This is a genomic window from Agromyces sp. NPDC055520 (assembly GCF_053619715.1).
Genome location: NZ_JBSHJY010000007.1, coordinates 23,856 through 46,614 on the forward strand (window position 1 = coordinate 23,856; position 22,759 = coordinate 46,614).

28 protein-coding genes are annotated in these 22,759 nt (G+C 69.3%); 14 read left to right on the plus strand and 14 right to left on the minus strand.

Annotated features, from left to right (window positions below):
* Window positions 1–113 precede the first annotated feature (113 nt).
* Both ACWGST_RS05360 and ACWGST_RS05365 read right to left on the minus strand, forming a co-directional pair.
* Entirely contained in the window at window positions 114–440 is a 327-nt protein-coding gene (locus ACWGST_RS05360; protein WP_452045694.1) for a DUF1003 domain-containing protein, read from the minus strand.
* A gap of 205 nt (window positions 441–645) precedes the next feature.
* Complete coding sequence (locus ACWGST_RS05365; protein WP_452045695.1) at window positions 646–2,025, minus strand: MBL fold metallo-hydrolase RNA specificity domain-containing protein; 1,380 nt, start codon at window positions 2,023–2,025, stop codon at window positions 646–648.
* Between the two features lie 241 nt (window positions 2,026–2,266).
* On the opposite strand from ACWGST_RS05365, the gene ACWGST_RS05370 reads away from it, so the two are divergent.
* From ACWGST_RS05370 to ACWGST_RS05385, 4 genes are all read left to right on the plus strand, one after another.
* The gene (locus tag ACWGST_RS05370; RefSeq protein WP_452045620.1) at window positions 2,267–2,698 is read left to right on the plus strand and encodes a pyridoxamine 5'-phosphate oxidase family protein; all 432 of its coding nucleotides are present in this window, start codon (window positions 2,267–2,269) and stop codon (window positions 2,696–2,698) included.
* A gap of 151 nt (window positions 2,699–2,849) precedes the next feature.
* Complete coding sequence (locus tag ACWGST_RS05375) at window positions 2,850–3,671, plus strand: universal stress protein (RefSeq protein ID WP_452045621.1); 822 nt, start codon at window positions 2,850–2,852, stop codon at window positions 3,669–3,671.
* Window positions 3,672–3,702: 31 nt separating this feature from the next.
* Window positions 3,703–4,533 carry a universal stress protein gene (locus ACWGST_RS05380; RefSeq protein WP_452045622.1) on the plus strand — a complete coding sequence of 277 codons (831 nt, stop codon included), beginning with the start codon at window positions 3,703–3,705 and terminating at the stop codon, window positions 4,531–4,533.
* Between the two features lie 73 nt (window positions 4,534–4,606).
* Window positions 4,607–5,050: a pyridoxamine 5'-phosphate oxidase family protein gene (locus ACWGST_RS05385; RefSeq protein ID WP_452045623.1), complete on the plus strand. Its 444-nt coding sequence runs from the start codon at window positions 4,607–4,609 to the stop codon at window positions 5,048–5,050.
* On the opposite strand, the gene ACWGST_RS05390 is transcribed toward ACWGST_RS05385, so the two are convergent.
* Together ACWGST_RS05390 and ACWGST_RS05395 are read right to left on the minus strand one after the other, a co-directional pair.
* Window positions 5,007–5,615, minus strand: coding sequence for a DUF305 domain-containing protein (locus tag ACWGST_RS05390; RefSeq protein ID WP_452045624.1), 609 nt, complete (start codon window positions 5,613–5,615; stop codon window positions 5,007–5,009). The genes ACWGST_RS05385 and ACWGST_RS05390 overlap by 44 nt on opposite strands.
* 248 nt (window positions 5,616–5,863) lie before the next feature.
* Window positions 5,864–6,697: a universal stress protein gene (locus tag ACWGST_RS05395; protein WP_452045625.1), complete on the minus strand. Its 834-nt coding sequence runs from the start codon at window positions 6,695–6,697 to the stop codon at window positions 5,864–5,866.
* Window positions 6,698–6,808: 111 nt separating this feature from the next.
* On the opposite strand from ACWGST_RS05395, the gene ACWGST_RS05400 reads away from it, so the two are divergent.
* The 6 genes from ACWGST_RS05400 (at window position 6,809) to ACWGST_RS05425 (ending at window position 11,375) form a co-directional block, all read left to right on the plus strand.
* Window positions 6,809–7,312: a flavodoxin family protein gene (locus ACWGST_RS05400; protein WP_452045626.1), complete on the plus strand. Its 504-nt coding sequence runs from the start codon at window positions 6,809–6,811 to the stop codon at window positions 7,310–7,312.
* 276 nt (window positions 7,313–7,588) lie between these two features.
* Window positions 7,589–8,326 carry an alpha/beta fold hydrolase gene (locus ACWGST_RS05405; protein WP_452045627.1) on the plus strand — a complete coding sequence of 246 codons (738 nt, stop codon included), beginning with the start codon at window positions 7,589–7,591 and terminating at the stop codon, window positions 8,324–8,326.
* A 224-nt stretch (window positions 8,327–8,550) separates the two neighbouring features.
* Window positions 8,551–9,432: an RNA polymerase sigma-70 factor gene (locus ACWGST_RS05410; RefSeq protein WP_452045628.1), complete on the plus strand. Its 882-nt coding sequence runs from the start codon at window positions 8,551–8,553 to the stop codon at window positions 9,430–9,432.
* Window positions 9,419–9,784 carry a hypothetical protein gene (locus ACWGST_RS05415; RefSeq protein ID WP_452045629.1) on the plus strand — a complete coding sequence of 122 codons (366 nt, stop codon included), beginning with the start codon at window positions 9,419–9,421 and terminating at the stop codon, window positions 9,782–9,784. Before ACWGST_RS05410 ends, ACWGST_RS05415 begins: the two co-directional genes overlap by 14 nt.
* Before the next feature lie 97 nt (window positions 9,785–9,881).
* A complete protein-coding gene (locus tag ACWGST_RS05420) occupies window positions 9,882–10,652 on the plus strand; it encodes an SDR family oxidoreductase (RefSeq protein ID WP_452045630.1) in 771 nt (256 codons plus the stop codon).
* Between the two features lie 6 nt (window positions 10,653–10,658).
* Window positions 10,659–11,375, plus strand: coding sequence for an SDR family oxidoreductase (locus tag ACWGST_RS05425; RefSeq protein ID WP_452045631.1), 717 nt, complete (start codon window positions 10,659–10,661; stop codon window positions 11,373–11,375).
* Here ACWGST_RS05425 and ACWGST_RS05430 read toward each other — a convergent pair.
* The gene (locus tag ACWGST_RS05430; protein WP_452045632.1) at window positions 11,315–11,728 is read right to left on the minus strand and encodes a nitroreductase/quinone reductase family protein; all 414 of its coding nucleotides are present in this window, start codon (window positions 11,726–11,728) and stop codon (window positions 11,315–11,317) included. The two genes, ACWGST_RS05425 and ACWGST_RS05430, sit on opposite strands and share 61 nt — an antisense overlap.
* 69 nt (window positions 11,729–11,797) lie before the next feature.
* On the opposite strand from ACWGST_RS05430, the gene arfB reads away from it, so the two are divergent.
* Window positions 11,798–12,235 (plus strand): alternative ribosome rescue aminoacyl-tRNA hydrolase ArfB, encoded by a 438-nt coding sequence (gene arfB, locus ACWGST_RS05435; protein ID WP_452045633.1) that lies wholly within the window; start codon window positions 11,798–11,800, stop codon window positions 12,233–12,235.
* A gap of 73 nt (window positions 12,236–12,308) precedes the next feature.
* Here the strand turns inward: arfB and ACWGST_RS05440 are convergent, their stop codons facing one another.
* From ACWGST_RS05440 to ACWGST_RS05450, 3 genes are all read right to left on the minus strand, one after another.
* Window positions 12,309–12,608 (minus strand): hypothetical protein, encoded by a 300-nt coding sequence (locus ACWGST_RS05440; RefSeq protein ID WP_452045634.1) that lies wholly within the window; start codon window positions 12,606–12,608, stop codon window positions 12,309–12,311.
* Window positions 12,609–12,705: 97 nt separating this feature from the next.
* Entirely contained in the window at window positions 12,706–13,491 is a 786-nt protein-coding gene (locus ACWGST_RS05445; RefSeq protein ID WP_452045635.1) for a metal-dependent hydrolase, read from the minus strand.
* 55 nt (window positions 13,492–13,546) lie between these two features.
* Window positions 13,547–14,032 (minus strand): deaminase, encoded by a 486-nt coding sequence (locus ACWGST_RS05450; RefSeq protein ID WP_452045636.1) that lies wholly within the window; start codon window positions 14,030–14,032, stop codon window positions 13,547–13,549.
* A 98-nt stretch (window positions 14,033–14,130) separates the two neighbouring features.
* Between ACWGST_RS05450 and ACWGST_RS05455 the strand changes: the two genes are divergently transcribed.
* Together ACWGST_RS05455 and ACWGST_RS05460 are read left to right on the plus strand one after the other, a co-directional pair.
* On the plus strand, window positions 14,131–14,628 hold the full coding sequence (locus tag ACWGST_RS05455) for a glutathione peroxidase (RefSeq protein ID WP_452045637.1): 498 nt from the start codon (window positions 14,131–14,133) through the stop codon (window positions 14,626–14,628).
* 206 nt (window positions 14,629–14,834) lie between these two features.
* Window positions 14,835–15,239 (plus strand): hypothetical protein, encoded by a 405-nt coding sequence (locus tag ACWGST_RS05460; protein WP_452045638.1) that lies wholly within the window; start codon window positions 14,835–14,837, stop codon window positions 15,237–15,239.
* 35 nt (window positions 15,240–15,274) lie between these two features.
* Here the strand turns inward: ACWGST_RS05460 and ACWGST_RS05465 are convergent, their stop codons facing one another.
* From ACWGST_RS05465 to ACWGST_RS05490, 6 genes are all read right to left on the minus strand, one after another.
* Window positions 15,275–16,684, minus strand: a complete 1,410-nt coding sequence (locus ACWGST_RS05465) for a dihydrolipoamide acetyltransferase family protein (protein WP_452045639.1) — start codon at window positions 16,682–16,684, stop codon at window positions 15,275–15,277.
* On the minus strand, window positions 16,681–17,718 hold the full coding sequence (locus ACWGST_RS05470; RefSeq protein ID WP_452045640.1) for an alpha-ketoacid dehydrogenase subunit beta: 1,038 nt from the start codon (window positions 17,716–17,718) through the stop codon (window positions 16,681–16,683). Before ACWGST_RS05470 ends, ACWGST_RS05465 begins: the two co-directional genes overlap by 4 nt.
* Window positions 17,715–18,857, minus strand: coding sequence for a pyruvate dehydrogenase (acetyl-transferring) E1 component subunit alpha (gene pdhA, locus ACWGST_RS05475; RefSeq protein ID WP_452045641.1), 1,143 nt, complete (start codon window positions 18,855–18,857; stop codon window positions 17,715–17,717). The genes ACWGST_RS05470 and pdhA overlap by 4 nt, the downstream gene beginning before the upstream one ends.
* Window positions 18,858–18,964: 107 nt before the next feature.
* Window positions 18,965–19,459, minus strand: a complete 495-nt coding sequence (locus tag ACWGST_RS05480) for an Lrp/AsnC family transcriptional regulator (RefSeq protein ID WP_452045642.1) — start codon at window positions 19,457–19,459, stop codon at window positions 18,965–18,967.
* A complete protein-coding gene (locus ACWGST_RS05485) occupies window positions 19,459–20,289 on the minus strand; it encodes an oxygenase MpaB family protein (protein ID WP_452045643.1) in 831 nt (276 codons plus the stop codon). Before ACWGST_RS05485 ends, ACWGST_RS05480 begins: the two co-directional genes overlap by 1 nt.
* Before the next feature lie 17 nt (window positions 20,290–20,306).
* Window positions 20,307–21,437, minus strand: a complete 1,131-nt coding sequence (locus tag ACWGST_RS05490; protein ID WP_452045644.1) for an aggregation-promoting factor C-terminal-like domain-containing protein — start codon at window positions 21,435–21,437, stop codon at window positions 20,307–20,309.
* A 78-nt stretch (window positions 21,438–21,515) separates the two neighbouring features.
* Between ACWGST_RS05490 and ACWGST_RS05495 the strand changes: the two genes are divergently transcribed.
* Window positions 21,516–22,682 carry a glycoside hydrolase family 3 N-terminal domain-containing protein gene (locus tag ACWGST_RS05495; protein ID WP_452045645.1) on the plus strand — a complete coding sequence of 389 codons (1,167 nt, stop codon included), beginning with the start codon at window positions 21,516–21,518 and terminating at the stop codon, window positions 22,680–22,682.
* Window positions 22,683–22,759 lie beyond the last annotated feature (77 nt).

Sequence of the window (22,759 nt, forward strand, 5' to 3'; positions counted from 1 at the left end):
CGGATTCAGCATGACGCCGAGTTCTTCCAGCATTCTTAGTGGGTCATCCGTGGAGAGTGGGAATACATCGGTGATCGCGCCGGAAAGGGCTCAGGTCTCGTGATGCTCCTGGTTCATTGCGTCTCAGTCAGCGGTTGGGACGGGTGCTCGCGCAGTTGCTGGAGGATGCGAAGTTGCGCCCGGTTGATCGCCATGAGTTCTTCGATCTCGGTCTTCGCGGCAAGGTTCGTCTCGTAGTCGTGTTGAGCCAGTGCGGCGGCGATCGCATCCTGGCGCTTTGCTGCGATGAGGAGTATGGCGCCCTGCAGGCCCGCCAGCATGCTGAGGAAGAGATTCAAGAGGATGAACGGATACGGATCCCACGCAGCATCCGTAATGTTGATCACGCCCCAGGCGGCCATGAAGGCAAGGAACAGCGCGACGAACAACCAGCTGCCCATGCCGTTGCGAAGCAGGTCGGCGGCGCGTTCACCTCGCGTGAGGTCTGCGCGGCCAGCGTCATGCCAGTTGGTCAACGGTCGTTCATAATGCGTGACTGGGTCGACTGCTCTCTCGTCCATGCTGAATACAAACACACCTCTCGGCGAACGGGAATGCGCTCGGACATGAGGTGCTGCGTTCCGTCGCCGGGGCCTCAACCTTGCATCATGCGACAACGCCTGCGGCATCTTCCTGAGGAAGCGGGATCCGCTCCATGTACTCCGGTACGTGTGCCGGCCACCCCAGTTCACGTTTGATCCGTGCACGGAGCGTATCTGCCGCTGCGGCTTCTCCATGTGTGACGTACACCTGGCGAGGCGGTTCGGCCACGGCGCCCATCCAATGGATGAGCCCGTCGGCATCCGCGTGGGCGGACATGCTGTCGAGGTCGACGACTTCGGCGCGGATCGGAACGTCGCGGCCGAAGATGCGGAGCGAATCGGCGCCGCCGAGGAGGGCCGAGCCACGCGTGCCTCCGGCCTGGTAGCCGGTGAGCACGATGGCGTTGCGAGGGTCGGACCCGTATGCCGCGACGTGGTGCAGGATGCGTCCGCCGGTGAGCATCCCGCTCGCGGAGATGATGATCATCGGGCCGCCGCGAAGGTTCAGCAGCTTGGATTCGTCGACCGTATGCACGCTCGTCGCCAGCGAATACATGCGGTCGATCTCGGCTGCATCGAGTCGAAGCTCGTCGGGATGCCGGTGGTAGATCGCTGCGACGTTCACGGCCATCGGGCTGTTCAGGAAGATCGGAATATCGGGTAGGCGTCCGCGATCACGCAGGCGCGACAGATGCAACAGGACCGTCTCGGTACGGCCGACCGCGAATGCCGGTATCAGCACGACTCCGTTCTGCTTGGCGACACGGTCGATGACGTCGCCCAGCACGGCTTCGGGGTCGCTGGGCGCGTGCCGCCGGTCACCGTAGGTGGATTCTGTGACGAGCACGGATGACGGCTCGAGCGGACGTGGCGGCCGCATGAGCGGATCGTCCGTCCTGCCGAGATCACCGGTGAATCGGATGGAGCGATCGCCGACTCGAAGGTGCACACCCGCCGCGCCGAGGATGTGGCCGGCCGGAAGGAACGTGAACTCCAGGTCGTCGCCGATCCGATGCGGTCGGTCGAAGTCGACGGCGCTGAAGCGGTGGAGTGATTCTGCGGCATCCGCTGCCGTGTACAAAGCGCGCGGCACCTGGTGCGAGGACCAACGTCCCTTCGCCGCGTGTCGTGCTTCCTCTTCGAGCAGGTAGCCGCTGTCGGGCAGCATGACTCCGCAGAGCTCCGCCGTGCCGGACGTCGCGTAGACGGGGCCGTTGAAACCGTCGCGCACGAGCGCGGGCACGTAGCCCGAATGATCGAGATGCGCATGTGTGAGCACAACAGCATCGATGGATGCCGGGGGAACCGCGAACTCTGCTCGGTTGCGCTCTCGCAAGACCTTGTAACCCTGGAACAAGCCGCAGTCGACGAGGATTCGCGAGGACTCGGTGTCGATGAGGTACCTCGAACCGGTGACGCTGTCAGCGGCGCCGAGGAACTGCAGGTAGTCGTTCACATCGCTCACCGCCCATGTACGACGAGTACCGGGCGGTGCCGCTCAGGCGTTGCATCGAGGTCTGTTGGCTCCGGGGCGATCACGATCTCTGGCATGTCTGCATCCTCGGAGGTGACGAAGCTGGCTGTTGGGTCGAAGGTCACATCAACCATCGGCCTGAGATCGGCATGCTCAGCCAAGCGGGACCTTCGGCCCATGCACGTGCTCCGAATGCTGCGAGCATGACGCCATGGATGAGACGCTCGATGAGCGCGCCCCGACTCGCCGGATGGACGAGGAGGAGTGCTGGCAGCGCATCGCCGATGCGCCGTACGGGCGTATTGCGGCCACGGCTGCGGGTGAGGTCGACATCTTCCCCGTCAATCACGGGGTCGATCGTCGAACGATCGTGTTCCGCACTTCTCCTGGCACGAAGCTGCTCGAACTCACGATTCGCCATCGGATAGCGTTCCAGGTTGACGGATGGAACGAGGCGGAGGCGTTCAGTGTCGTCGTGAAGGGCCAAGCTGAGGAGTTCGATCGGCAGGCCGAGATCTTCGCGGCCGAACGCCTCGGGATCTCGCCCTGGGCGCCCGAGGAGAAGGACCGCTGGGTCCGCATCACCCCGGATGAGGTTCACGGCCGCGCGTTCGAACTCCCTCCGCGGCGCTCATCGCCGTGAGCAGATGAGTACCAACCCCCACGCAGCGAACCACCGCACCATTCTCGCGGCATCCGAGCGCGTGGGACCTATGGCCCTGAGAGCCGGCGTGCGGTGCGGGAGGCTGTGCATGCGAAGGAGAAGGGTCTGCAGGGAGGAGACACTCGTGGGGATGGGGATCCTGGTCGGCATCGACGGCTCGATCGCGAGCCGGGCGGCGATCGCGTGGGCGCTCGAACAGGCTCGAGCAACCGGCGACGAGGTCGAGTTGCTCTTCGTCGTCGACGACGAGGCGGGTTCCATCGGCGCGAGCGTGATCGCCGAACTCCAATCGGAGGCCACGGTCCTGGCCGCTCGTGAGCTGGAGTTCGCTCGTGACCATGCCGGCGAGGTTCCAGTGTCGGTTCAGTGCGCCGTCGGCTCGCCGATGCTTGCATTGGCGGGCGAAGCCGCCCACGCCACGGCCGTCGCGATCGGCACCCACAAGGTCGGCACGTTCCACGGACTTGCGCTCGGCACGAGAGCGATGCAACTCGCTGCGATGTCGCCGGTGCCGCTCGCCGTCGTGCCCGTGGCATCCGGTGGGCCTCGCAGCGGGGTGGTCGTCGGCGTCGGTGGGGCGCCGGGCGAGGAAGCCGTGATCAGGGCGGCGGTCGTCGAAGCGAAACGCATGAATCAGCCGTTGATCCTCGTCCGTGCGGACGGTACGTCGGCCGTCGCCAGCACCGAGGCCCTCGAGCGTGCGGTTCGGCTCGCCGAGCGTCTGGGTGCACCTGCCGGCATCACGCAGAGGCGATCGAGTTCCTCTGCGGGCGAGACACTCGCTTCGATGTCCGGGCGCGCGGTGCTCACGATCGCAGGTCGGCCGACACACGCCGGAGCCCGCGGCTTCCGGCCGCTCGGGCGCACGACGGGTGATCTCGTGATGAATCTCGCCGGGCCCGTGCTCATCGTGCCCTTCGTGCTGGCACCGGAAGCCGACGACAGTGAGTGATCCCGTGATGGGTTCAGGAAGGAACAACAGCATGTTCGAGCGCATCGTGGTCGGAATGGACGGCTCCCCGGCATCCGAGCGAGCCATGGAATGGGCGGCCTCGCTCGCGACCGAGAGCCAACTCGTGCTCGTGCACGTCGAACGGGACCGAGAGAGTGGAAGCGAGTACCTCAGCGCCACGTCGGAGCGGGCGGGGTCACGGGTCCGGTTGATGGACGAGGCCGATCGGATTCGAACGGCGCGCCCAGGGATCCACGTCGTGACATCGACCGAACAGGGGCCCGTCGTCGACATTCTGCGAACATTCGTTCGCCCCGGCACGCTGGTCGTCGTCGGTCGTGATCGCGATCGCGCGGGCCGCTGGTCGGCAGGGGTGCGTTTGGCAGGCATGCACGGTGGTGGCGCGGTTGCGGTGGTGCCGGACCAGTCGGTCAGGGCCGCTGAACTCGGAGTGGTTGCTGGGATCGATGGCTCGTTTCTGAGTCGCGAAGTCGTGCGTGTGGCTGCAGATCTCGCCGATGCCACGGGTCAGCCGCTGACGCTGCTGCACGCCTGGACCGCTCCCAAGATGTGGGAGCAGGATCTGGCCGACTTCGCAGGGGAGTTCGCCGAATACGAGCAGATGCACCGCGACACGCTCGCAGAGACGATCGATGTGGGGATCGACCACGGCGCCACGCCCAATGGAAGACTCGTGCACGGCCTGCCGGTGGATGAGCTGCTGGAGGCGTCGGAACATGCCTCGGCGCTCGTGGTCGGCAGCCACAGCGGCTCCGCGGTGGCGCGATTCCTGCTGGGTTCGGTGAGCCACGAGCTGCTGCTGCGTTCACAGGTGCCGGTGCTGGTCGTGCTTCCCGCGTGAAACGTGCGCACGTCGGGCACGCCCGCGAACATGAGCGAATTCGATGACGACGAAGAGGACGGAGCGGATCGACGTGGCAGACGACGATGGGCGGTTGCCGATGCGCGAACTGCGCTCGGTCGAGTGCTGGGACCGGATCGCGCAGGCACCGTACGGGCGAATCGCAACCACTGCGGCGGGTGAGATGGACATCTTCCCGATCAACCACGGTGTCGACCGGAATTCCATCGTGTTCCGCACGTCGCGGGGCACGAAACTCCTGGCGCTCACCATTCATCGTTCGGTGCTGTTCCAGGTCGATGGCATCGATGGCGACGAAGCGTTCAGCGTGGTCGTCAGGGGCGACGCCGACCAATTCGATCGGGAGTCGGAGGTTGCGGCGGCCGAGATGCTGGGCGTTTCACCGTGGGCGCCGGGTGACAGGAGTCGTTGGGTTCGCATCACGCCCCGCGACATCCAGGGGCGCGCGTTCATCATCCCGCCGGTGGACCCGCCTCGCTCAACATCTGCTCCATGAGCTCGATCTCTGCGGTCTGGGTTTCCACGATGGATTCGCCGAGGGCTTGCACGTCGGCGTTGTCCGAGTCCAGGATCAGTTGGGTCATCCGGATCGCCAGCTCATGGTGGTCGATCATGCTCTCGAGGTAGAGCGTGTCGAACTCTGCCCCCTTCGCCTCCTCCAACGCCTCCATCTCCTCGTCGCCGAACATCCGGCCCATGTTCGTATCATCCATTCCGGGCATCCGACGCCCGGCGTCATCGAGCCATCCCTCCATCAGCGCGATCTCGCTGGTCTGCGTGTCGCGGATGCGCTCGGTCAGGTCGATCAGATCGGGGTCGGCGCTCGTCTCGATCGCAAGTTCCGACATTTCCACCGCTTGCTCGTGATGCGGAATCATCATCCTGGCGAACATGAGGTCGGTCGCGCTGTACGCCGCTGAATCCGCGCCGCCCATCATCACTGATCGGCGGTCGCGATCGTCGTCGGGGTCCGCGACGACGATGGTGCAGCCTGCGAACAGGATGCCCACCGCAGCGACGGCGGCAGCGACGGCCGCTGACCGATGCGTGCCGTTGAACATGGTCGTCCTCTTCTCCGGCAGGATGGCGAACAGTGCGATGCAATCGAGCCGATTTGGCTGTCGGCTTCAGCTTCTCGCGGGTTCTGAAATCCGTGCAGTGCCATTGGTCCCGCCGGAAGGGTTCGGGGGAGCCGGATTGGGCTCGTGTCGGGCAGGCGGGATCTTCGGCACCTGTCGACATCTCGCGAGAACGGTTCCGAAGCATGGAATCCGAACCCGGCGACCTCGTCGCGCCCGGACAGTCGCCACTAATCTGCGTGTACGCGTTTCTCGGCGTGTGCCAGCACTTCGGTGACGACGAGTATCGGGCATGGCGGATCGAGCAGAAGCATCACCGTCACGGACCCGAGGAAGAACCGTCGAAGCGGCCCGTACCCATGGCTGGCCACGACGAGAAGCGACGCGGACCGACCTGCTTCGCTGAGCAACTGCGCGGCGTCACCACGCGAGAGGCGGCCAGTGCACTCCGCCCCGAGCCGGCGAGCGTGCGACAGCGCTTCGTCGAGCACCTCCCCGTGCATCGACGCGAAGACTTCGAGGTCCGCTGCCGCGTCGCCGAAGACCGGTGTCCACATTCCAGGCGGATGCCACGCGTGAACGATCTCGAGGCGAACGCCGCGTCGGCGAGCCTCGCTGACGGCCACCTCAACGGCCGCCGACGACGCCGCGGAGCCATCGACCCCGACGACGATCGGGAGATCGTCGTTGTCGTTGTCGTTGTGTGGTGGGATGACCGCCACCGTTCCCCCGCCATGGCGGCCGGCCAGTCGAGCTCCAACGCTCCAGCGAGACCCGTGCTTGTGCGCCGGGGCGCCGACCACGACGAGCGTTCCAGGTAGGAGGTACTCGGCCAGCGCCTCGTCCGGCGGCCCGATCAGGCCGCGATTCTCGACATCCCGGCGTCGTCCGGACGACTGTCGACCCAGCACCATCTCAATCTGGTCCTTGTCGAAGCGCGAATCTCCGTGCAATGTCGCGCTCATGAGGGCGATCGGGACGTCCGGGCCGTGCCGTAGCGCCCAATCGAGGGCGGTCTCCGATGACGGGGTTCCGTCCCAGCCGACGACGATTCTCTTGAACACGTGCCACAGCATCGCTCGAGACGATCAGAGTGGGCGGGTCGAAGGTCCCGAGCACCGCGGTTCGCGCGCCATAGCGTGACGACGAACGGAACGGAACGGAAGGAGCTGGTCATGCGAGCGCTGGTGGTATTCGAGACGATGTGGGGGAACACTGGGGAGATCGCAGGATCGATCGCCGATGGGATCCGGACGCAACGGGGGGTCGACGACGTCCAGCTGGTCGAGGCGGCGACCGCGGCGGAGGAGCTGCCCGAGAAGGTCGACCTTCTCGTGGTCGGCGGGCCGACCCATGCGTTCTCGATGTCGAAGGCGTCGACGAGAGACTCGGCACGGCAGCAGGGCGCGAAGCTGGTTCCCGAGCGCGGCATCCGCGAATGGATCGACGGGCTGGTGACCCCGCCGTCGCCCGTCATGGTCGCGACGTTCGACACGCGCACCGTCGCCCCACGACTTCCGGGTTCCGCGGCGAAGAAGGCGATGAAGAAGCTCGTGGGCCGGGGCTTCCGACCAGCTGTCAAGCCCGAGTCGTTCGGCGTGCACGGCTACTCGGGGCCGGTCGCGAACGGCGAACTCGAACGTGCGCGCGAATGGGGTGCGGCACTCACGGCGACCTGAGGGGGATTGCCCCGAAGGCGAGTAGAGTTGCGCGCCAGCTCGACTGGCTCTCCAATCGGCGCTGCACTGACGGGTTGTTCTGATCCATGTCGGCGACGCTCGATAGCGCTCTGCTCAGCGATGCCGTGTGAGTCGACTGCAGCATTGACTAGGTGCGAGCCGGGAACGTGACGGCACGAGTGGGATCGCCGGTGGCGTCACAAGACGTCGCCCCACGTGGTCTGAGTTGATATCGCTTCCGCACGCGGCGGGTGCGGTTCGAGAAGGGGAACAGTCATGTCAGATCAGAAGCCGACCGTCGTGCTCGTGCACGGCGCATTCGCCGAGTCCGCCAGCTGGAACGGTGTCATCGCGGCGCTCCACGCCGAGGGCATCACCTCGATCGCGGTCGCCAATCCGCTCCGCAGCCTCGCCGGCGACGCCGCATACGTGCGCGACGTCATCGTCTCGATCGACGGGCCGGTCGTGCTCGTCGGCCACTCCTACGGCGGAATCGTGATCAGCGAGGCATCCGCCGGCAACGACCAGGTCATCGGCCTCGTGTACGCCTCGGCGTTCGTGTCGGAGCCCGGCGACAGCGCATTCTCGCTCTCGGCGAGCGAGCCGGGATCGACGCTCGGCGACGCGCTCGACGCGCACCCGATCTCGAGCGGCGGGGTCGAGTTCGCGATCCGTCGCCCGCTGTTCCGCGACCAGTTCGCCGCCGACGTCCCCGTGCAGGTCGCCGGGCTGATGGGCGCGACCCAGCGACCGGTCACCGAGACCGCGTTGACGGATGCCGCGCAGGCGCCGGTTCCCGGATGGAAGGACCGCCCGTCGTGGCACGTGTTCGGCAGCGAGGATCGGAACATCCCGGCAGCGGTGCTCCGCGCCGGTGCCGAGCGCGCCGGTTCGCGGGGCACCACCGAGATCGCCGGTGCCTCGCACGCGGTGAGCGTCTCGCAGCCCGGGGCGGTCGCCGCGACGATCCTCGACGCGGTGCGTGGTGCCGTCGAGACCCGCGAGGCAGCGTAGACCACGCCCGCCGGACCTCGTCGTCGGCGGTGGCAACGCCCGCCGCCGAAACGACCGACCGCGGGAACGCGAGACCCTGAGCCGCCCTCGCGGGCCCGCGGCATCCGGCATATCATCCGAGAGTCTGGAACTGATTCGCCGGAACCTGTCACATTCGTGCGACGTGGCCGGTCTCAGTTGGAAGGGGTGATCGCGCCCCCTCCGCCGACCGACGGGAACACGATATGGATGGCAACCTCGACGACGCGCTCGCCGTCTACGAAAGCGTTCGCGGGCGACTCTTCGGCATCGCGTACCGCATGCTCGGCAGCGCCGGCGAGGCGGAGGACATCGTGCAGGAGGCGTGGCTGCGCTGGCAGGGCACCGACCGAACGGTCGTCGAAGAGCCCGCGGCGTTCCTCGCCACGATCACGACTCGACTGGCGATCAATGCGCTGCAGTCGGCGCGCGCCCGACGCGAGACCTACATCGGCCCGTGGCTGCCGGAGCCCGTCGACACGAGCGACGACCCCACCCTCGGCGCCGAACGTGCCGAGGCGCTCGGCTTCGCAGTGCTCGTCATGCTCGAGCGTCTGACTCCGACCGAGCGCGCTGCTTATGTGCTGCGTGAGGCCTTCGCGTACCCGTACGACCAGATCTGCGAGATCGTGCAGGTCTCCGAAGTCGCGGCGCGGCAGCTCGTCTCGCGCGCACGAAAGCACCTCACGGGCGAGCGTCGACGCGAGGTGCCGCAGTCCGAGCAGCGGCGTCTGCTCACGGCGTTCCTGGCTGCGGCGAAGACGGGCGACCTCGTGCAGCTCGAGCGCCTGCTCTCCGAAGACGTCGTGTCGTACTCCGATGGCGGTGGAGTCGTGCGCGCCTCGAAGTTCCCGGTGGTTGGCCGCGGGCGGGTCGCGAAGTTCGTGCGTGCCTTCCGCACGCATTTCTGGGACGGCGTGGACATCACCGAAGCCGAGACGAACGGCCAGGCGGCGGTGCTCCTCTCGAAGGAGGGCACCACGTTCGCCGTGATCACCCTCGTCGTCGGGGCGCAGGGCATCGATCAGGTGCTCTGGATGATGAATCCGCACAAGCTCGGGGCAGCGACCTCTCGTGCCGCGGTATGACCTCGCCACCCGTCTGCATGCCGCGCTCGATCTTCGTGACGAGTTCGCACTGGCGGGTGCCCTGCACCGTGACGCACACATGGTCGTCGATTCGGGCGATGAGACGGGCGGCGAGCGGCGAGGCCGTCGGCGCGTCATCCGTGAGCTTCACCGTCAACAGGCGAGACATCCGGATGCCTCCTGGTGCACGGTTCACGTCAACGGGCAGGCCGGCCTCGCGCTGCAGCGGTCGAGCGGCGAGGTCGTCGGTGTGCTCGGCCTCGACGGAACGACCGCGATCACGAGGCTCTGGCTCTGCACCGCGCCGATGAAACTCGCCGGCTGGAATCGCCGTCGGCCCGACCTCGGCTGACGAGTTTTCGAAACCCCGTCACAGTTGCGGCGGCCATCCGGTCTGAGTTCTTTGACGGCAGCGGAATCACCGCCGCCCGGACGAAAGGCAGCCAGTCATGAAGATCGTCGTCATCGGAGGCACTGGCCTCATCGGATCCAAGGTCGTCGAGCACCTCGTCGAGCACGGCCACGAGGCCGTCGCCGCGTCGCCGAACTCGGGAGTGAACACCATCACCGGCGAGGGACTCGCCGAGGTGCTCGTCGGCGCGAACGTCGTGGTCGACGTATCGAACTCGCCGTCGTTCGCCGACGACGAGGTGCTCGCATTCTTCACGACGTCGACCGCGAATCTCTTGGCAGGCGAGCGCGATGCCGGCGTGACCCATCACGTCGCGCTCTCGATCGTCGGCGCCGAACTCCTGCCGAACAGCGGCTACCTGCGTGCGAAGGTCGCCCAGGAGAAGCTCATCGAGGAGTCGGGGCAGCCGTACTCGATCGTGCGCGCGACGCAGTTCTTCGAATTCGTCGGACGCATCGCCGACGAGGCGACCGTCGACGGCGTGGCACGACTCAGCACGGGCCTCATGCAGCCGATCGCGGCAGCGGATGTCTCGGCAGCCGTCGCCCGCGTCGCCGCCGGATCCCCGCTCAACGGCACCCTCGAGATCGGCGGACCCGAGCGCTTCGGTCAAGACGAGTTCGTGCGCGTCGGCATGGCGGCCAAGGGCGACCCGCGCACGGTCATCGGCGATGCAGCGGCGCCGTACTTCGGCACGAAGCTGACCGGCACCGAACTCGTGCCGCTGAGCCCCGATGCGCAGCTCTCGACGACGACGTTCGCCGAGTGGCTCGCCGCGCAGTCGGCGCCGGCCGACTCGGTGAAGTAGCCCGCCATGCACATCTCGGTCATCGGCGGCACCGGTCTCATCGGCACGCGACTCGTGGCGCGGCTCGTCGCCGACGGCCACGACGTCGTCGCGGCGTCCCGTGCGACGGGCGTCAACTCCTACACCGACGAGGGTCTCGCGGCGGCTCTCGTCGGCGCGCAGGCGCTGATCGACGTCTCGAACTCCGACTACCTCGACGAGGCGGCCGCGAACGAGTTCTTCTCCGGCTCGACGCTCAACCTGCTCAGTTACGGTGCGGGGGCCGGAGTGGCCCACCACGTCGCGCTCTCGGTCGTCGGCACCGATCGGCTCGCCGCCTCCGAAGGCGGGTACTTCGCCGCGAAGGCCACGCAGGAGCGGCTCATCCGCCAGTCGGGCCGACCGTATTCGATCGTGCACGCGACGCAGTTCTTCGAGTTCATCGCGAACATCGCCGACGCCGGCACGAGCCGCAATGTCGTGCCGCTCTCCCGTGCGCACGGTACTTCGGCACCGATCTCGGCGAGCGCGAGCTGCTCCCCGGCCCCGACGCGACGATCATGCCGACCCGATACGAGGAGTGGATCGCGGCCGGTGGGCGGCCGAACGTCGCACTCGAAGGGAGCGCGGGTTGAACGCCTCGCTCATGGTCGGTCGCGAGCGCGCTTCGAGCGCGCAAGAGGTCAGTCGGCGCGAGGGGTGAGTTGCAGAACGGGGATCCGGCGATCGGTCTTCTCGAGGTAGCCGCCGAACTGCGGTTCCTCGGCCGCGATCGCGGCGTACGCGTCCTGCCACTCGTCGTCGGCGATCTCGGTCGCCGTCACCGGCACGGTCACGATCTCGCCGTCGACGAGAGCTTCGATCTCGATCGACGGGTGTGCACGCAGGTTGTGGTACCAGGCCGGATTCTCCGGTGAGCCGCCCTTCGAGGCGACGACGCGCCATCCACGGTCGTTGCGGAAGCCCACGACGGGATTCAGGTGCGTCGTGCCCGACTTCGCCCCGATCGCGTGCAGGATGATCAGCTTCGGGCCCCAGTGGTTCTCGGTGCCCTTGCTGCTGCGGAACGTGTCTATGACATCGTCATTCCAACCCATGCCATCGACAACGCAGGGGCGGCCCGGAATCTTCCGACGAGCATCGCGCGCACCGAGGATGATGGAAGCATGCCCGCCGCCCATCGCCCCGGTCTTCGGATCGACGCCGGACTCACGATCCCCGAGTCCGAACTGTCGTGGCGGTTCTCGCGGTCGTCGGGGCCTGGCGGGCAAGGCGTGAACACGGCCGATTCCCGAGTCGAGCTCGTCTGGGATGTGGCGGACTCGACCGTCCTCTCGCCGTTCCAGCGGGAGCGGCTCCTCGACCGCCTGCGCACTCGCCTGGTCGACGGAGTGCTCACGATCGCGGCATCCGAACATCGTGCGCAATTGCGCAACAGGGATGCCGCGCGCGACCGGCTGGCCACCGTCGTGGCCGATGCCCTACGGCCGTCGGCGCCGCCGCGACGACAGACGAAGCCGAGTCGCAGTGCCAAGGAACGACGCCTGGCGGCGAAGAAGCGGCGCACCGACGTCAAGCGGCTGCGACGCCCGCCGCACGACTGAGCGTTCCCGCACGGCTCCGACTCCGCCGCCTCGACGGAGGTTCCGCTCGGAGGGCGGAGCGCCGCAGGGGATGTCAGGGCACGACCGTCCACGCGTACATGCCGCCACTGTGCCGCGCGAAGACGACGTCGCCGCAATCGAGACCATCCGCCGGTTCGGGCCCGAGCCGGATGACGTGCTCGGCGAAGGCCGGCGGTGCCGGATCGGCGACGGGCTCGCAACCCTCGGGCGGCGTGGCATCCGCCGGCGCATTCCACGCGGCGGCAGCGGCCCCCGTCGAGGGACTCCAGATGAGACGGACGTCTCGCGCCGACTCCGGGATGCGGCTCACGATGGGCAGTTCTCGAATCTCGGTATCCCACGAAAGTGACATTCCGAGTACCCTCCAGCGCTGCCGAGTGGAATCCGAGACGACGTGCGAGATCGTGCCCGCCATGAAGCCGACAGCTGTCAGGAGGCCGTGACGGCCGTCAGAAGAAGCGGGACACGTCGACGCCGAACCAGAGCAGTGCCTCGTGGGTGCTCCCGACGAGCACGTACAGCGCGAGCAGGGAGCCGAACGCGATCTCGCGAACCGACCCGGTGTCGCCGAGCACGGGCAGGGCGACGAAGCCGTTCGAGCGCCAGATGCTGCTGATGATCGGCGCCCGTCTCAGCAGCTTCGGCGGCCGCGGCCGGATCGGCCAGAGCAGCCCGGGCAGGCCGCCGGTGGTGAGGAGGTCGCCGGCGAGGTGTGCCACGAAGCCGACGACGACCGCGAACGGGAACCATCCGATGCTGCTCGGAGCGAGGATCACCAGGAGCACGCCGAACGCCGCCCCGAGCACCCAGGCGGTCGCCCACGATTCGACCATGTCGCGCGCCTTCAGCGCGAAGCACATGAGCGCTGCGGCACCGATCACGGTGCCGAGCGAGAAGGTGCCGAGCCGCTCGGTCGTCAACGTCACGAGCGTGAGCCCCCATGCGCCGAGGCCGACGAGCGCCGCCGCGATCAGCGAATGAGCCCCGTGACGGTGACCTCCCGACACGGAGTTGACGGCGCCGGCGGTGAGCCTACCGAGGATCGGCACCGACCGGGCGATCGTGGCGCCGTGATGGTCGGCGTCGGGGAGCAAGGCCGCACCGGCGCAGACGAAGGATCCGGCGATGACGCCGACCGGGTCGAGAGGGTACGCACCGCTCGTGAGGAACGGCATGGCACCGGTCGCGGCGATCCACGCGGCGGCGCCGCTGGTGGCATGGTTGACGCCCATCATCGCGGTGGGATTCCCTTTCGATCGCGTGCATCTCACCCGATGCGGGGTACGTGACTCAGGCTGTCGCCGCGTCGCCGACGATCAGCGATCGCAGCTCGTCTGCGAACCGCTCGACGGGGCCGTCGACGACGAGCGTCGGCGCGACGGTCGTGATCGGGAGCGCGGCGACCGGGGAGGGCGCCAGCCCGACCTCCGCCCGCCACCGGCTGATCTGCGCCGCCGAGGCCGCGTAGACGATGCGTCCGAGCCCCACCCACGCGTGCGCCGCGGAGCACATCGGACAGTGCTCGCCCGAGGTGTAGACGGTGGCGGCAGCACGCTCGGTCGCCGTCAGGTTCGCCGCCGCCCAGCGCGCGATCTCGAACTCGGGATGCCGCGTCTCGTCGCCGAGGGTCGTCTCGCGATTGCGATCGGCGAAGCGTTCGACGCCGCCTGCATCGACGAGTACGGAGCCGAATGCACCGTCGCCGTCGGCCGCGGCCTTCCGCGCGAGAGCGACGGCGCGCTCGAGGAATGCCAGATCTTCGTCGGTGATGCCCACAGACCGAGTCTGCCGCGGTTCGGGGCCGACGCGAAACCGCCACTTCGCGTTCGATGTGAATGCGACCCCGGAGGCCGCGACGGTCGTAGGCTCGAAAGGTGGACATCAGAGAGATCCCCCTCACGACGATCGACGGCGAGCAGACCTCGCTCGCCGACTACGCCGACCAGGTGGTGCTGGTCGTCAACGTCGCGTCGAAATGCGGCCTCACCCCGCAGTACGAGAAGCTCGAGGCACTGCAGCGCGAGTACGCCGACCGCGGGTTCACCGTACTCGGGTTTCCCTGCAACCAGTTCGCCGGTCAGGAGCCGGGCAGCAGCGACGACATCAAGGAGTTCTGCTCGATGACCTATGGCGTCACCTTCCCGCTCATGCAGAAGGTGAAGGTCAACGGGCGCCACCGGCATCCGCTCTACGCAGAACTCACCGCCGTCGCCGACGCGAGCGGCAAGGCCGGCCGCGTGAAATGGAACTTCGAGAAGTTCGTCGTGCAGCCGGGCGGGGGAGTTCAGCGCTTCAGGCCTGCGACGCAACCCGACGACCCGGCGGTGATCGCCGCGATCGAAGCCGGCCTCACCCGGGCACGGGCCGCCTGAGCTCGAATCGACCGGCTTCAACGCACGCCGCGCGGCACCTTGACCCTCCGCTCCGCCCGGCCCACAATTGGGGGGTTGATCCGAATGCCAAGGGGAGCGGAGCACGAATGTCCGACGCGTATGCACGTCCGACCAGCGACGAAGGGGCCGCAACCACGGCCCTGCCGACCTTCGCGCCACCTCCGGCCGATGGGCCGTCGCCGACCGTGAGCGATCCGGTCGAGCGACGCAAGTGGGGCAGCGACCTGCGGTTCATGCTCGTCGTGCTCGCGGCCATCGTCGCGCTCTTCCTCGCCTTCGCCCTGCTGATCGCCTTCAGCCCCACGGGCGCGGCGATCAGCGCGCTCGCGATCATCGCCGCGCCGATCGCGACCATGGTCGCGGCGTACTACGGCATCTCGCTCGCGCTGCGGCAGGTGAAAGACGCGCGCGATGCGGCCGATGCGAGTGAGGCCCGCGCCCGCGCCGCCGAGCAGTCGGCCCGTGAATCCGACGCGTGGGCGGCCCAGATGGAGTCGGGGCTGCGCGTCGCCGTCGCGAAGCTCAAGGCCGCGGCCCAAGACACCCGCGATGTCGAGCGCGCAGCGGGCACGCCCGACGATTTCTTCTGAGTTCGCACCGGCGCGGACCCGTCAGGCGCCGTCGATCAGAGCTCGGCGAGCACCGAAACCGGCCGCTCGATGCACCTCGCCACGAAGGTGAGGAACGCCGCGGCCTCTGCACCGTCGCAGACGCGGTGATCGAACGAGATCGTGAGCTCGGTCACCGTGCGCACGGCGAGGGCGCCGTCGACCACCCATGGGCGCTCGATGAACCGGCCGATGCCGAGCATCGCCGCCTCGGGGTGGTTGATGATCGCCGCCGAACCGTCGACACCGAGGGTGCCGTAGTTGTTGAGCGTGAAGGTGCCGCCGGTCAGTGCCGACGGCGGGAACACGCCGGTGGCGGCCTCCTCGGTGCGAGTCGTGATCGCGTCGCGCAACGTGCGCAGCGACATCCGCTCGGTGCCGTGCACGACCGGCACGAGCAGGCCGCGAGGGGTCTGCGCGGCCAGCCCGAGGTTCACGGCCGAATGGTAGACGAGCTCTTCGCGTTCGGCGTCGAAGCTCGCGTTCAGCGCGGGGTGCCGCGCGAGCGCCGCGACGACGAAACGGGCGATGAGCGCGGTGACGCCGAAGCGCTCGCCGGTCGCCTCCTGCAGCTGTCGGCGCGCAGCGAGCAGGCCGCTCGCATCGACATCCATCCAGACGGTCGCCTCGGGGATCTCGCGGCGTGAGCGCGAGAAGTGGGCGGCGGCGGCGCGCCCCATGCGGTCGAGCGGCACGCGCCGGTCGCCTTCGCGGTCCGTCGCAGGCGCGGCGACGGCCTCCGGCGACGGTGTCCGCATCGACGGGGCGAGGGATGCCGCAGCCTCGGCGCCCATCGTCGGGGCCTCGTGCTCGGCGATGAACGACTCGACATCGCGCCGCATCACGAGGTGGTCATGGCCCGAGCCGAGCAGTTGGCTCGCATCGAAGCCGTATTCGCGGGCGAGGCGGCGCACGATCGGCGAGACGACGGGGGAGCGGCGCGCGGAGTCGAGCCTGGCTGCACCGTTCGAACGAGGCGCGGTCGTCGAGCCGCCGCCGCTTCCGGGCGAAGAGGGGGCGCCCCCGCCGCTGCGCCGGCCGAAGCGAGCCGGCGCCGAGGCCGATCGTTTCGTCACCGTCGACTGCCGAGTGCCGTAGCCGATCAGCACCGCGCCGGACTCCTCGGCGAGCGCGGTCTCGCTCGTCACGATGCCGGGTTCGGCCGGCGCCGCGACATCCGCAGCCTTCGCCTCACCGCCGAGCGTCATGAGCACGGCGCCCGCGTGCAGCACCTCGCCGACCTCGCCGCCGAGCGACTCCACGATGCCGGCGAACGGCGTCGGCAGCTGCACGACCGACTTGGCCGACTCGAGCTCGACGACGACCTGGTCGATCGCCACCTCGTCGCCCGGCGCGACGAGCCAGGAGACGATCTCGGCCTCGGTGAGCCCTTCGCCGAGGTCGGGCAGGATGAACTCGCGGCTCATGCGTCCCACTCCCAGGTGTCGAGCGCGGCGAGCACGCGGTCGGCGGTCGGCAGATGGTACTCCTCGAGTTTCGGCGAGGGGTACGGGATGTCGAAGCCCGCGATGCGCAGCACGGGCGCGGCGAGGTGGTGGAAATTGCGCTCGGTCACCCGTGCGGCGACCTCGGCGCCGTAGCCGCCGAACTGGGCGGCCTCGTGGATGACGGCGGCGCGGGACGTCTTGCGCACCGAGGCACCGACGGTCTCGTCGTCGAAGGGGGAGAGGCTGCGGAGGTCGACGACTTCGACCGAGAGGCCTTCGGCGGCAGCGGCATCTGCGGCCTCGAGTGCGGTGCGCACCGTCGGGCCGTAGCCGATGAGGGTCACGTCGGTGCCCTCGCGCACGATCTCGGCGCGGTCCATCGGCGCCGTCGTCACGGGCAGCGCGAGCGGCGCCTTCGACCAGTACCGGCTCTTCGGCTCCATGAACACGACGGGGTCGTCGCTGTCGATCGCCTCGCGCAGCATCGAGTAGGCGTCGGCGGGGTTCGACGGCATCACGACCGTCAGGCCGGGCGTCGAGGCCCAGTACGACTCGGACGAGTCGGAGTGGTGCTCGACGCCGCCGATCGCACCGGCGCAGGGGATGCGCACGACCATGGGCAGCGTCACCCGCCCCTTCGTGCGGTTCCGCATCTTCGCGACGTGCGAGACCATCTGCTCGAATGCCGGGTAGCTGAAGGCGTCGAACTGCATCTCGACGACCGGGCGCATGCCGTACATCGCCATGCCGACGGCGGTTCCGATGATGCCCGACTCGGCGAGCGGCGAGTCCCAGATGCGGTCGTCGCCGAACTCGGCCTGCAGGCCGTCGGTGACGCGGAACACCCCGCCGAGCGGGCCGACGTCCTCGCCGTAGACGATGACGCGGTCATCGGCCGCCATGGCGTCGCGGAGCGCGGCGTTCAGCGCGCCCGCCATGGTCAGCGGGGTCGGTTCGCCGGTCGGTTCGGTGGATGCCTCGCCGCGGGCGCTGCTCGTCGCGGTCGCGGTCATCGTGCGGCTCCCTCGTGGCTCGCCTGGCTCGCGAACGCACCGGCGGCGATCTCGGCCTCGAGCGCGGCGCGCTGTTCGAGCAGGGCGGCGCGTTCGCGCCCGTAGACGTGGTCGAAGAGCTCGAGCGGGTCGAGTTCGGCCTCGGTCGTCATGACGTCGCGCGTGCGGGCGGCGAGGGCCTCGGCGGCATCCGTGATCTCGGCGCGCACGGACTCGGTGAGCGCGCCCTCTGAGACGAGATACTTCTCGAGGCGCTCGATCGGGTCGCGGCGCTTCCAGTGCTCGACATCGCGCGCGGCGCGGTAGCGCGTGGGGTCGTCGGAGTTGGTGTGCGCTTCGATGCGATACGTCACGCCCTCGATGAGGGTGGGCCCGCCACCGTCGCGGGCACGGTCGACCGCGGCACTGGTGACGGCGTACATCGCCGCGATGTCGTTGCCGTCGACGTGGTAGCCCGGCATGCCGTAGCCGACTGCCTTGTCGGCGAGCGTCGCCGCACGGGTCTGCCGCTCGAGCGGCACGCTGATCGCGAACTGGTTGTTCTGCACGACGAAGACGGTCGGCGTCTGCCAGACCGCGGCGAAGTTGAAGGCCTCATGAGCGTCGCCCTCGCTCGTGGCACCGTCGCCGAGGAACGTCAGCGCGACGATCGGGTCGTGCCGCAGGCGCGCCGCGTGCGAAAGGCCGACGGCGTGCAGCGCCTGCGTCGCGAGCGGCGTCGCCTGGGCTGCGGTGCGGTGCGCGTGCTGGTCGTAGCCGTTGTGCCAGTCGCCGCGGAACGACTGCAGGATGTCGGCGGGCTCGATGCCGCGAGTGAGCAGGGCGATCGTGTCGCGGTAGGTCGGGAAGAGCCAGTCCTGAGCGGTGAGTGCCGCGACGGCGCCGATCTCGCAGGCCTCTTGACCGTAGGCGGAGGGATAGGTGGCGAGCCGGCCCTGCTTCGTGAGCGCGGTGACCTGCACGTCGAATCGGCGGGCCACGACCATCTTGCGGTAGAGCTCGAGCAGGGTCTCGGTGTCCGGCAGGCCGAAGCCGCCGGTCGTCGCGCCCGTGACCGCATGGCCGGCGTTGTCGAGCAGCCGAAGGGGCTTCTCGCTCGGCAGGGTGCGGACGGAGGCGTGCTCGACATTGAGGCTCATGACCTCATCGTCGGACACTCTCGCGCGCCGCGGAGGCGCTCCCGGACAACCGTGAACGAACGGCACGGGGGGCACGAAAGCGCGGCCGTTCGTCCCGACAATCGGCCTCAGGTGCGCCAGATGTCCAGCGTCTGCGCGGGCGGATGCCCCTCGATCTCGGCGAGGATCAGGTGCGAGCGCGTCGAGACGACGCCCGGCATGTCGTGGATGTCGCGGAGGATCGCCTGGCTCAGTTGCTCGTGATCCGGCGCGCTCACCGTGAGGATGATGTCGATGTCGCCCGAGACGGCCTGCACCTTCTCGACGAAGGGCAGTGTGGCGAGCTTCTCGGCGATCGACTCCCACGACACCTCGCCGATGCGCACGACGACGAGCGCCGAGATGTGCAGGCCGATCGCCTTGCGGTCGATGTGCGCGCCGAACCCGGTGATGACCCCGCGCTGCTGCAGCTGCTGCACGCGGTTGTGCGCCGCGGTGCGCGAGATGTGCACCCGCTCGGCGAGCGTGCGCACCGAGAGGCGACCGTCGCGGCTCAGCTCGGCGACGATGCGGCGATCGATGCTGTCGAGCGCGTCGTTGCGGTGCGGTGCTGGCTGGGTCATCATCGTCCTCGTGGTTCATGCTCAGCGTACCGGCTGCGACGCCTCGCGCGACGGAGAGATGCGCGCATCGGCGCGTGCCTGATCGCGCGGGGCAGCAGCGGCCACACCGCCGCTATGGCGTCGAGCCATCCGTTCGCGACGCGCTCGACGCGCGGCGTCCAGCGGAACCCGTAGGCCGCCCTGATTCGCGGGGGCAGCAGTGCGGCCGTCATGAGGCGCACGAGCGGCAGCAGCAGGCCGGCACCGAACGGCAGAGCGGATGTCTCGCCCAGCAGGCTTCTCGCGACGTGCCGGGCCTCGCCGCCGACCTCGAGTGAGGCGAGTCGCTCGAGCCACCACGCATCGAACTCGGCCCGGGTCTCCGGCCATCCCTCGCCGGCGGCCTGCAGCCGTGTGCCGAGCGGCGCGTAGCCGCGCACGATCGTGTCGGCGATGGCCGCGGGCAGCGGACCCTCGAGCCGCTCCTGCAGGCTCAGTGCGACCGCGAGCAAGGTCGAGGCCACCCAGCGCTGGGCGTCGGCGTCGAACGCGCTGTACCCGGGCGCGTCGCCCTCGGCGCCGCCGCGCACCGGCCCGTGCCTGCGATTGACGGCGCGCACCGCGTCTGCGGCGATCTGCTCGTCGCCGAAGCCGATCGCGTAGACGTAGTCGAGCGTGCCGAACAGCCGATCGAGCGGGCGCTCGCGAAACCCGCTGTGTCGCGCGACACCGCGCGCGACCCGCGGGTCGGCCAGTTGCAGGAGGATCGCCGCCCCGCCGCCGAGCAGCAGCACGCCCTCGGCGCCGTGGCGGCGGAAGACCGCGAGTTCGTCGTTCGACTGAGTGCCCATCGCTCTCAGTTGTACCGCTAGTACCAGTTGAATCGCTCGGAGTGCGCCCAGGCGCCGCACGGCGAACCGTAACGCCCCGAGATGTACGAGAGGCCCCACTCGATCTGCGTCGCAGCGTTGGTGCGCCAGTCGGCGCCCGCGCTGGCCATCTTGCTGCCCGGCAGCGACTGCGGGATGCCGTAGGCGCCGCTCGAGGCGTTGTAGGCGTCGGCGCGCCAGCTCGATTCCCGCGTCCACAACTGCACGAGGCACTGGTACTCGCCCGAGCCCCAGCCGTACCGGGCGACGGCGCCGGCCGCGTAGGCCTTCGCCCCGGCGGTGTCGACGACGACCCCGGGCGGCGGTGCGCTGCCCACGTCGCCGCCGGCTTCGGCCGCTGCTGCGGCGGCGAGCTGCCGTGCCTCGGCCGCCTGCCGCAACTGCTCGCCCGCCTCGTACTGCCGTTCGAGTGCCGCGGTGCTGTCGCGCAGGCTCGCGAGCTGGGCGTAGAGGGTGTCGACGACGACGCGTTGCCCGGCGAGTTCAGCCTCGGCCGCCTCGTGCGCCGACTCCGCTTCGGCGGCGGCCGCCGCCGCAGCATCCGCGAGTCGCGACCGCTCGCGTTCGGCGACGTCCGCCTGCGCCGAGAGGGAGGCCGACTCGGCCTTCGCCGCCTCGGCCGCGTCGGCGATGCCGCCGTAGAGTTTCGTCACCTGCGCCGCGCGCGAGAGCCCCTGCAGCAGGTCGACGGACCCGTCGCCGTCGAAGAGCAGTCGCAACGTGACATCCGCCCCGCCCGAACGCGCGAGCACGGCTCCGACGCGCCCGAGTCGCTCGCCCGAGGCGAGGGCCGCGGCATCCGCTGCCGTCGATTGCGTCGCGAGCGTCGACGCACGCTGCTCCGCGGTCGCGAGCGCCGCGGCTGCTGCGGCGGATACGCCGGCCGCCTCGACGGCGGCGTCGCCGAGCGCCGCGGCCGTCGTCTCGAGTGAGGCGACGAGCGCGCCGATGCGCGCCGCCTCGGCCTCGCGCGACGCGACGTTCGCCTTGGCGGCGGCGACCTCGTCCCAGCTGGGGTAGTCGTCGCCGAAGGCGGGAGAGGCGGGCAGCACGAGGGCGGCGGCGATGAGCGTCGCCGCAACACCCGCGTACCCAGGCCTGGCTCGCACGAGACCCCCTTCGAAGCCGTGAGTCTACCCACGGGTGCTCTCGGCGCTCGTTCGGACACGCACCGTAGGCTCGATCGAATGCGAGTCATGCGAGAGGTGCGTCTGCCGCTGCTGGTCACGGCGGCGCTGCTCGCGCTGACGGCGTGCGCGGGCCCGGCGTCGGGCGCCGAGCCCGTCGTCGCCCCCGAACCGGCACCGGCGGCGGCACCCGACCCCGTCGACCCGATCGCCGAGTGGGTCGATGAGCGGATGTCGCGGCTCACGATCGAACAGAAGGCCGCCGCGCTGCTCATGGTGCACGCGCCGGGCACCGACCCCGCGCCGCTGCGCGCCTACGTCGACGCGGGCGTCTCGGGGCTCATCCTCATGGGTGACAACGTGCCGGCGGGCCCCGCCGAACTCGCGGCGCTCACCGCGGCAGTGCAGACCGACCCCGAGGCGCCCGTGCTGATCGGCATCGATGAAGAGGGCGGCGAGGTGCAGCGTCTGCCGTGGGACTCCGCGGCTGCGGCCGACACCCTGCGCGCCGAAGCGCCCGCCGCCGCGCAGGCGGCCTTCGCGGCTCGGGCGGGCACGCTCGCCGCGAGCGGAGTCACCGTGAACTTCGGCATCGTCGCCGACGTCACCGCCGACCCCGATTCGTTCATCTACGGGCGCGTGCTCGGAACCGACCCAGTCAGCTCGGCCGAACGAGTGGCCGGCTCGGTCGCGGGGGAGCGCGGCGTCGTCGCGAGCACGCTCAAGCACTTCCCCGGCCACGGGGCTGCGCCGGGCGACTCGCACTCGAGCGTGCCGTCGGCGCCGCTCACGGTCGACGAGTGGCGGGCGGGACCGGCCCTGCCGTTCACGAGCGGCATCGACGCGGGTGCCGAACTCGTGATGACCGGTCACCTCAGCTACCCCGCCGTCGACCCGGCACCGGCGTCGCTCTCGCCCGAATGGCACCGCATTCTGCGCGACGAACTCGGTTTCGACGGCGTCGTCGTCACCGACGACATGCTCATGCTGCAGCACAACGGCCTGCCCGAGTACGCAGATCCCGGCGAGAACGCCGTGCGCGCCGTCGCCTCGGGCGCCGACCTGCTGCTCTACGTGCTGCCCGCCGACCCCGCGTCGATGGGCATCTCGATCGACGGCCTCGTCGCCTCGCTCGTCGGCGCCGTGCACGCGGGGCGCATCACCGAGGCGCGGCTCGACGACGCCGTCGAGCGAGTGCTCACCCTGCGGCGCACGCTCGCGGTCTGAGCTCTCGCGGCTCGAACCCGAGTGGTCGCTGAGAATTCTGGTCGAGGCGGGAATAGGCCGCAGCACTACATGCGTTT

What these genes read in the sequence shown, in the direction of transcription:
- ACWGST_RS05440 (WP_452045634.1), bottom strand. Translation starts at nt 12,608, where the DNA reads ATGTCACTTTCGTGGGATACCGAGATTCGAGAACTGCCCATCGTGAGC.
- ACWGST_RS05470 (WP_452045640.1), bottom strand. Translation starts at nt 17,718, where the DNA reads ATGACCGCGACCGCGACGAGCAGCGCCCGCGGCGAGGCATCCACCGAA.
- ACWGST_RS05360 (WP_452045694.1), bottom strand. Translation starts at nt 440, where the DNA reads ATGGGCAGCTGGTTGTTCGTCGCGCTGTTCCTTGCCTTCATGGCCGCC.
- arfB (WP_452045633.1), top strand. Translation starts at nt 11,798, where the DNA reads ATGCCCGCCGCCCATCGCCCCGGTCTTCGGATCGACGCCGGACTCACG.
- ACWGST_RS05495 (WP_452045645.1), top strand. Translation starts at nt 21,516, where the DNA reads ATGCGAGTCATGCGAGAGGTGCGTCTGCCGCTGCTGGTCACGGCGGCG.
- ACWGST_RS05390 (WP_452045624.1), bottom strand. Translation starts at nt 5,615, where the DNA reads ATGTTCAACGGCACGCATCGGTCAGCGGCCGTCGCTGCCGCCGTCGCT.
- ACWGST_RS05425 (WP_452045631.1), top strand. Translation starts at nt 10,659, where the DNA reads ATGCACATCTCGGTCATCGGCGGCACCGGTCTCATCGGCACGCGACTC.
- ACWGST_RS05400 (WP_452045626.1), top strand. Translation starts at nt 6,809, where the DNA reads ATGCGAGCGCTGGTGGTATTCGAGACGATGTGGGGGAACACTGGGGAG.
- ACWGST_RS05485 (WP_452045643.1), bottom strand. Translation starts at nt 20,289, where the DNA reads ATGGGCACTCAGTCGAACGACGAACTCGCGGTCTTCCGCCGCCACGGC.
- ACWGST_RS05405 (WP_452045627.1), top strand. Translation starts at nt 7,589, where the DNA reads ATGTCAGATCAGAAGCCGACCGTCGTGCTCGTGCACGGCGCATTCGCC.
- pdhA (WP_452045641.1), bottom strand. Translation starts at nt 18,857, where the DNA reads ATGAGCCTCAATGTCGAGCACGCCTCCGTCCGCACCCTGCCGAGCGAG.
- ACWGST_RS05445 (WP_452045635.1), bottom strand. Translation starts at nt 13,491, where the DNA reads ATGATGGGCGTCAACCATGCCACCAGCGGCGCCGCCGCGTGGATCGCC.
- ACWGST_RS05380 (WP_452045622.1), top strand. Translation starts at nt 3,703, where the DNA reads ATGTTCGAGCGCATCGTGGTCGGAATGGACGGCTCCCCGGCATCCGAG.
- ACWGST_RS05430 (WP_452045632.1), bottom strand. Translation starts at nt 11,728, where the DNA reads ATGGGTTGGAATGACGATGTCATAGACACGTTCCGCAGCAGCAAGGGC.
- ACWGST_RS05420 (WP_452045630.1), top strand. Translation starts at nt 9,882, where the DNA reads ATGAAGATCGTCGTCATCGGAGGCACTGGCCTCATCGGATCCAAGGTC.
- ACWGST_RS05370 (WP_452045620.1), top strand. Translation starts at nt 2,267, where the DNA reads ATGGATGAGACGCTCGATGAGCGCGCCCCGACTCGCCGGATGGACGAG.
- ACWGST_RS05480 (WP_452045642.1), bottom strand. Translation starts at nt 19,459, where the DNA reads ATGACCCAGCCAGCACCGCACCGCAACGACGCGCTCGACAGCATCGAT.
- ACWGST_RS05410 (WP_452045628.1), top strand. Translation starts at nt 8,551, where the DNA reads ATGGATGGCAACCTCGACGACGCGCTCGCCGTCTACGAAAGCGTTCGC.
- ACWGST_RS05465 (WP_452045639.1), bottom strand. Translation starts at nt 16,684, where the DNA reads ATGAGCCGCGAGTTCATCCTGCCCGACCTCGGCGAAGGGCTCACCGAG.
- ACWGST_RS05375 (WP_452045621.1), top strand. Translation starts at nt 2,850, where the DNA reads ATGGGGATCCTGGTCGGCATCGACGGCTCGATCGCGAGCCGGGCGGCG.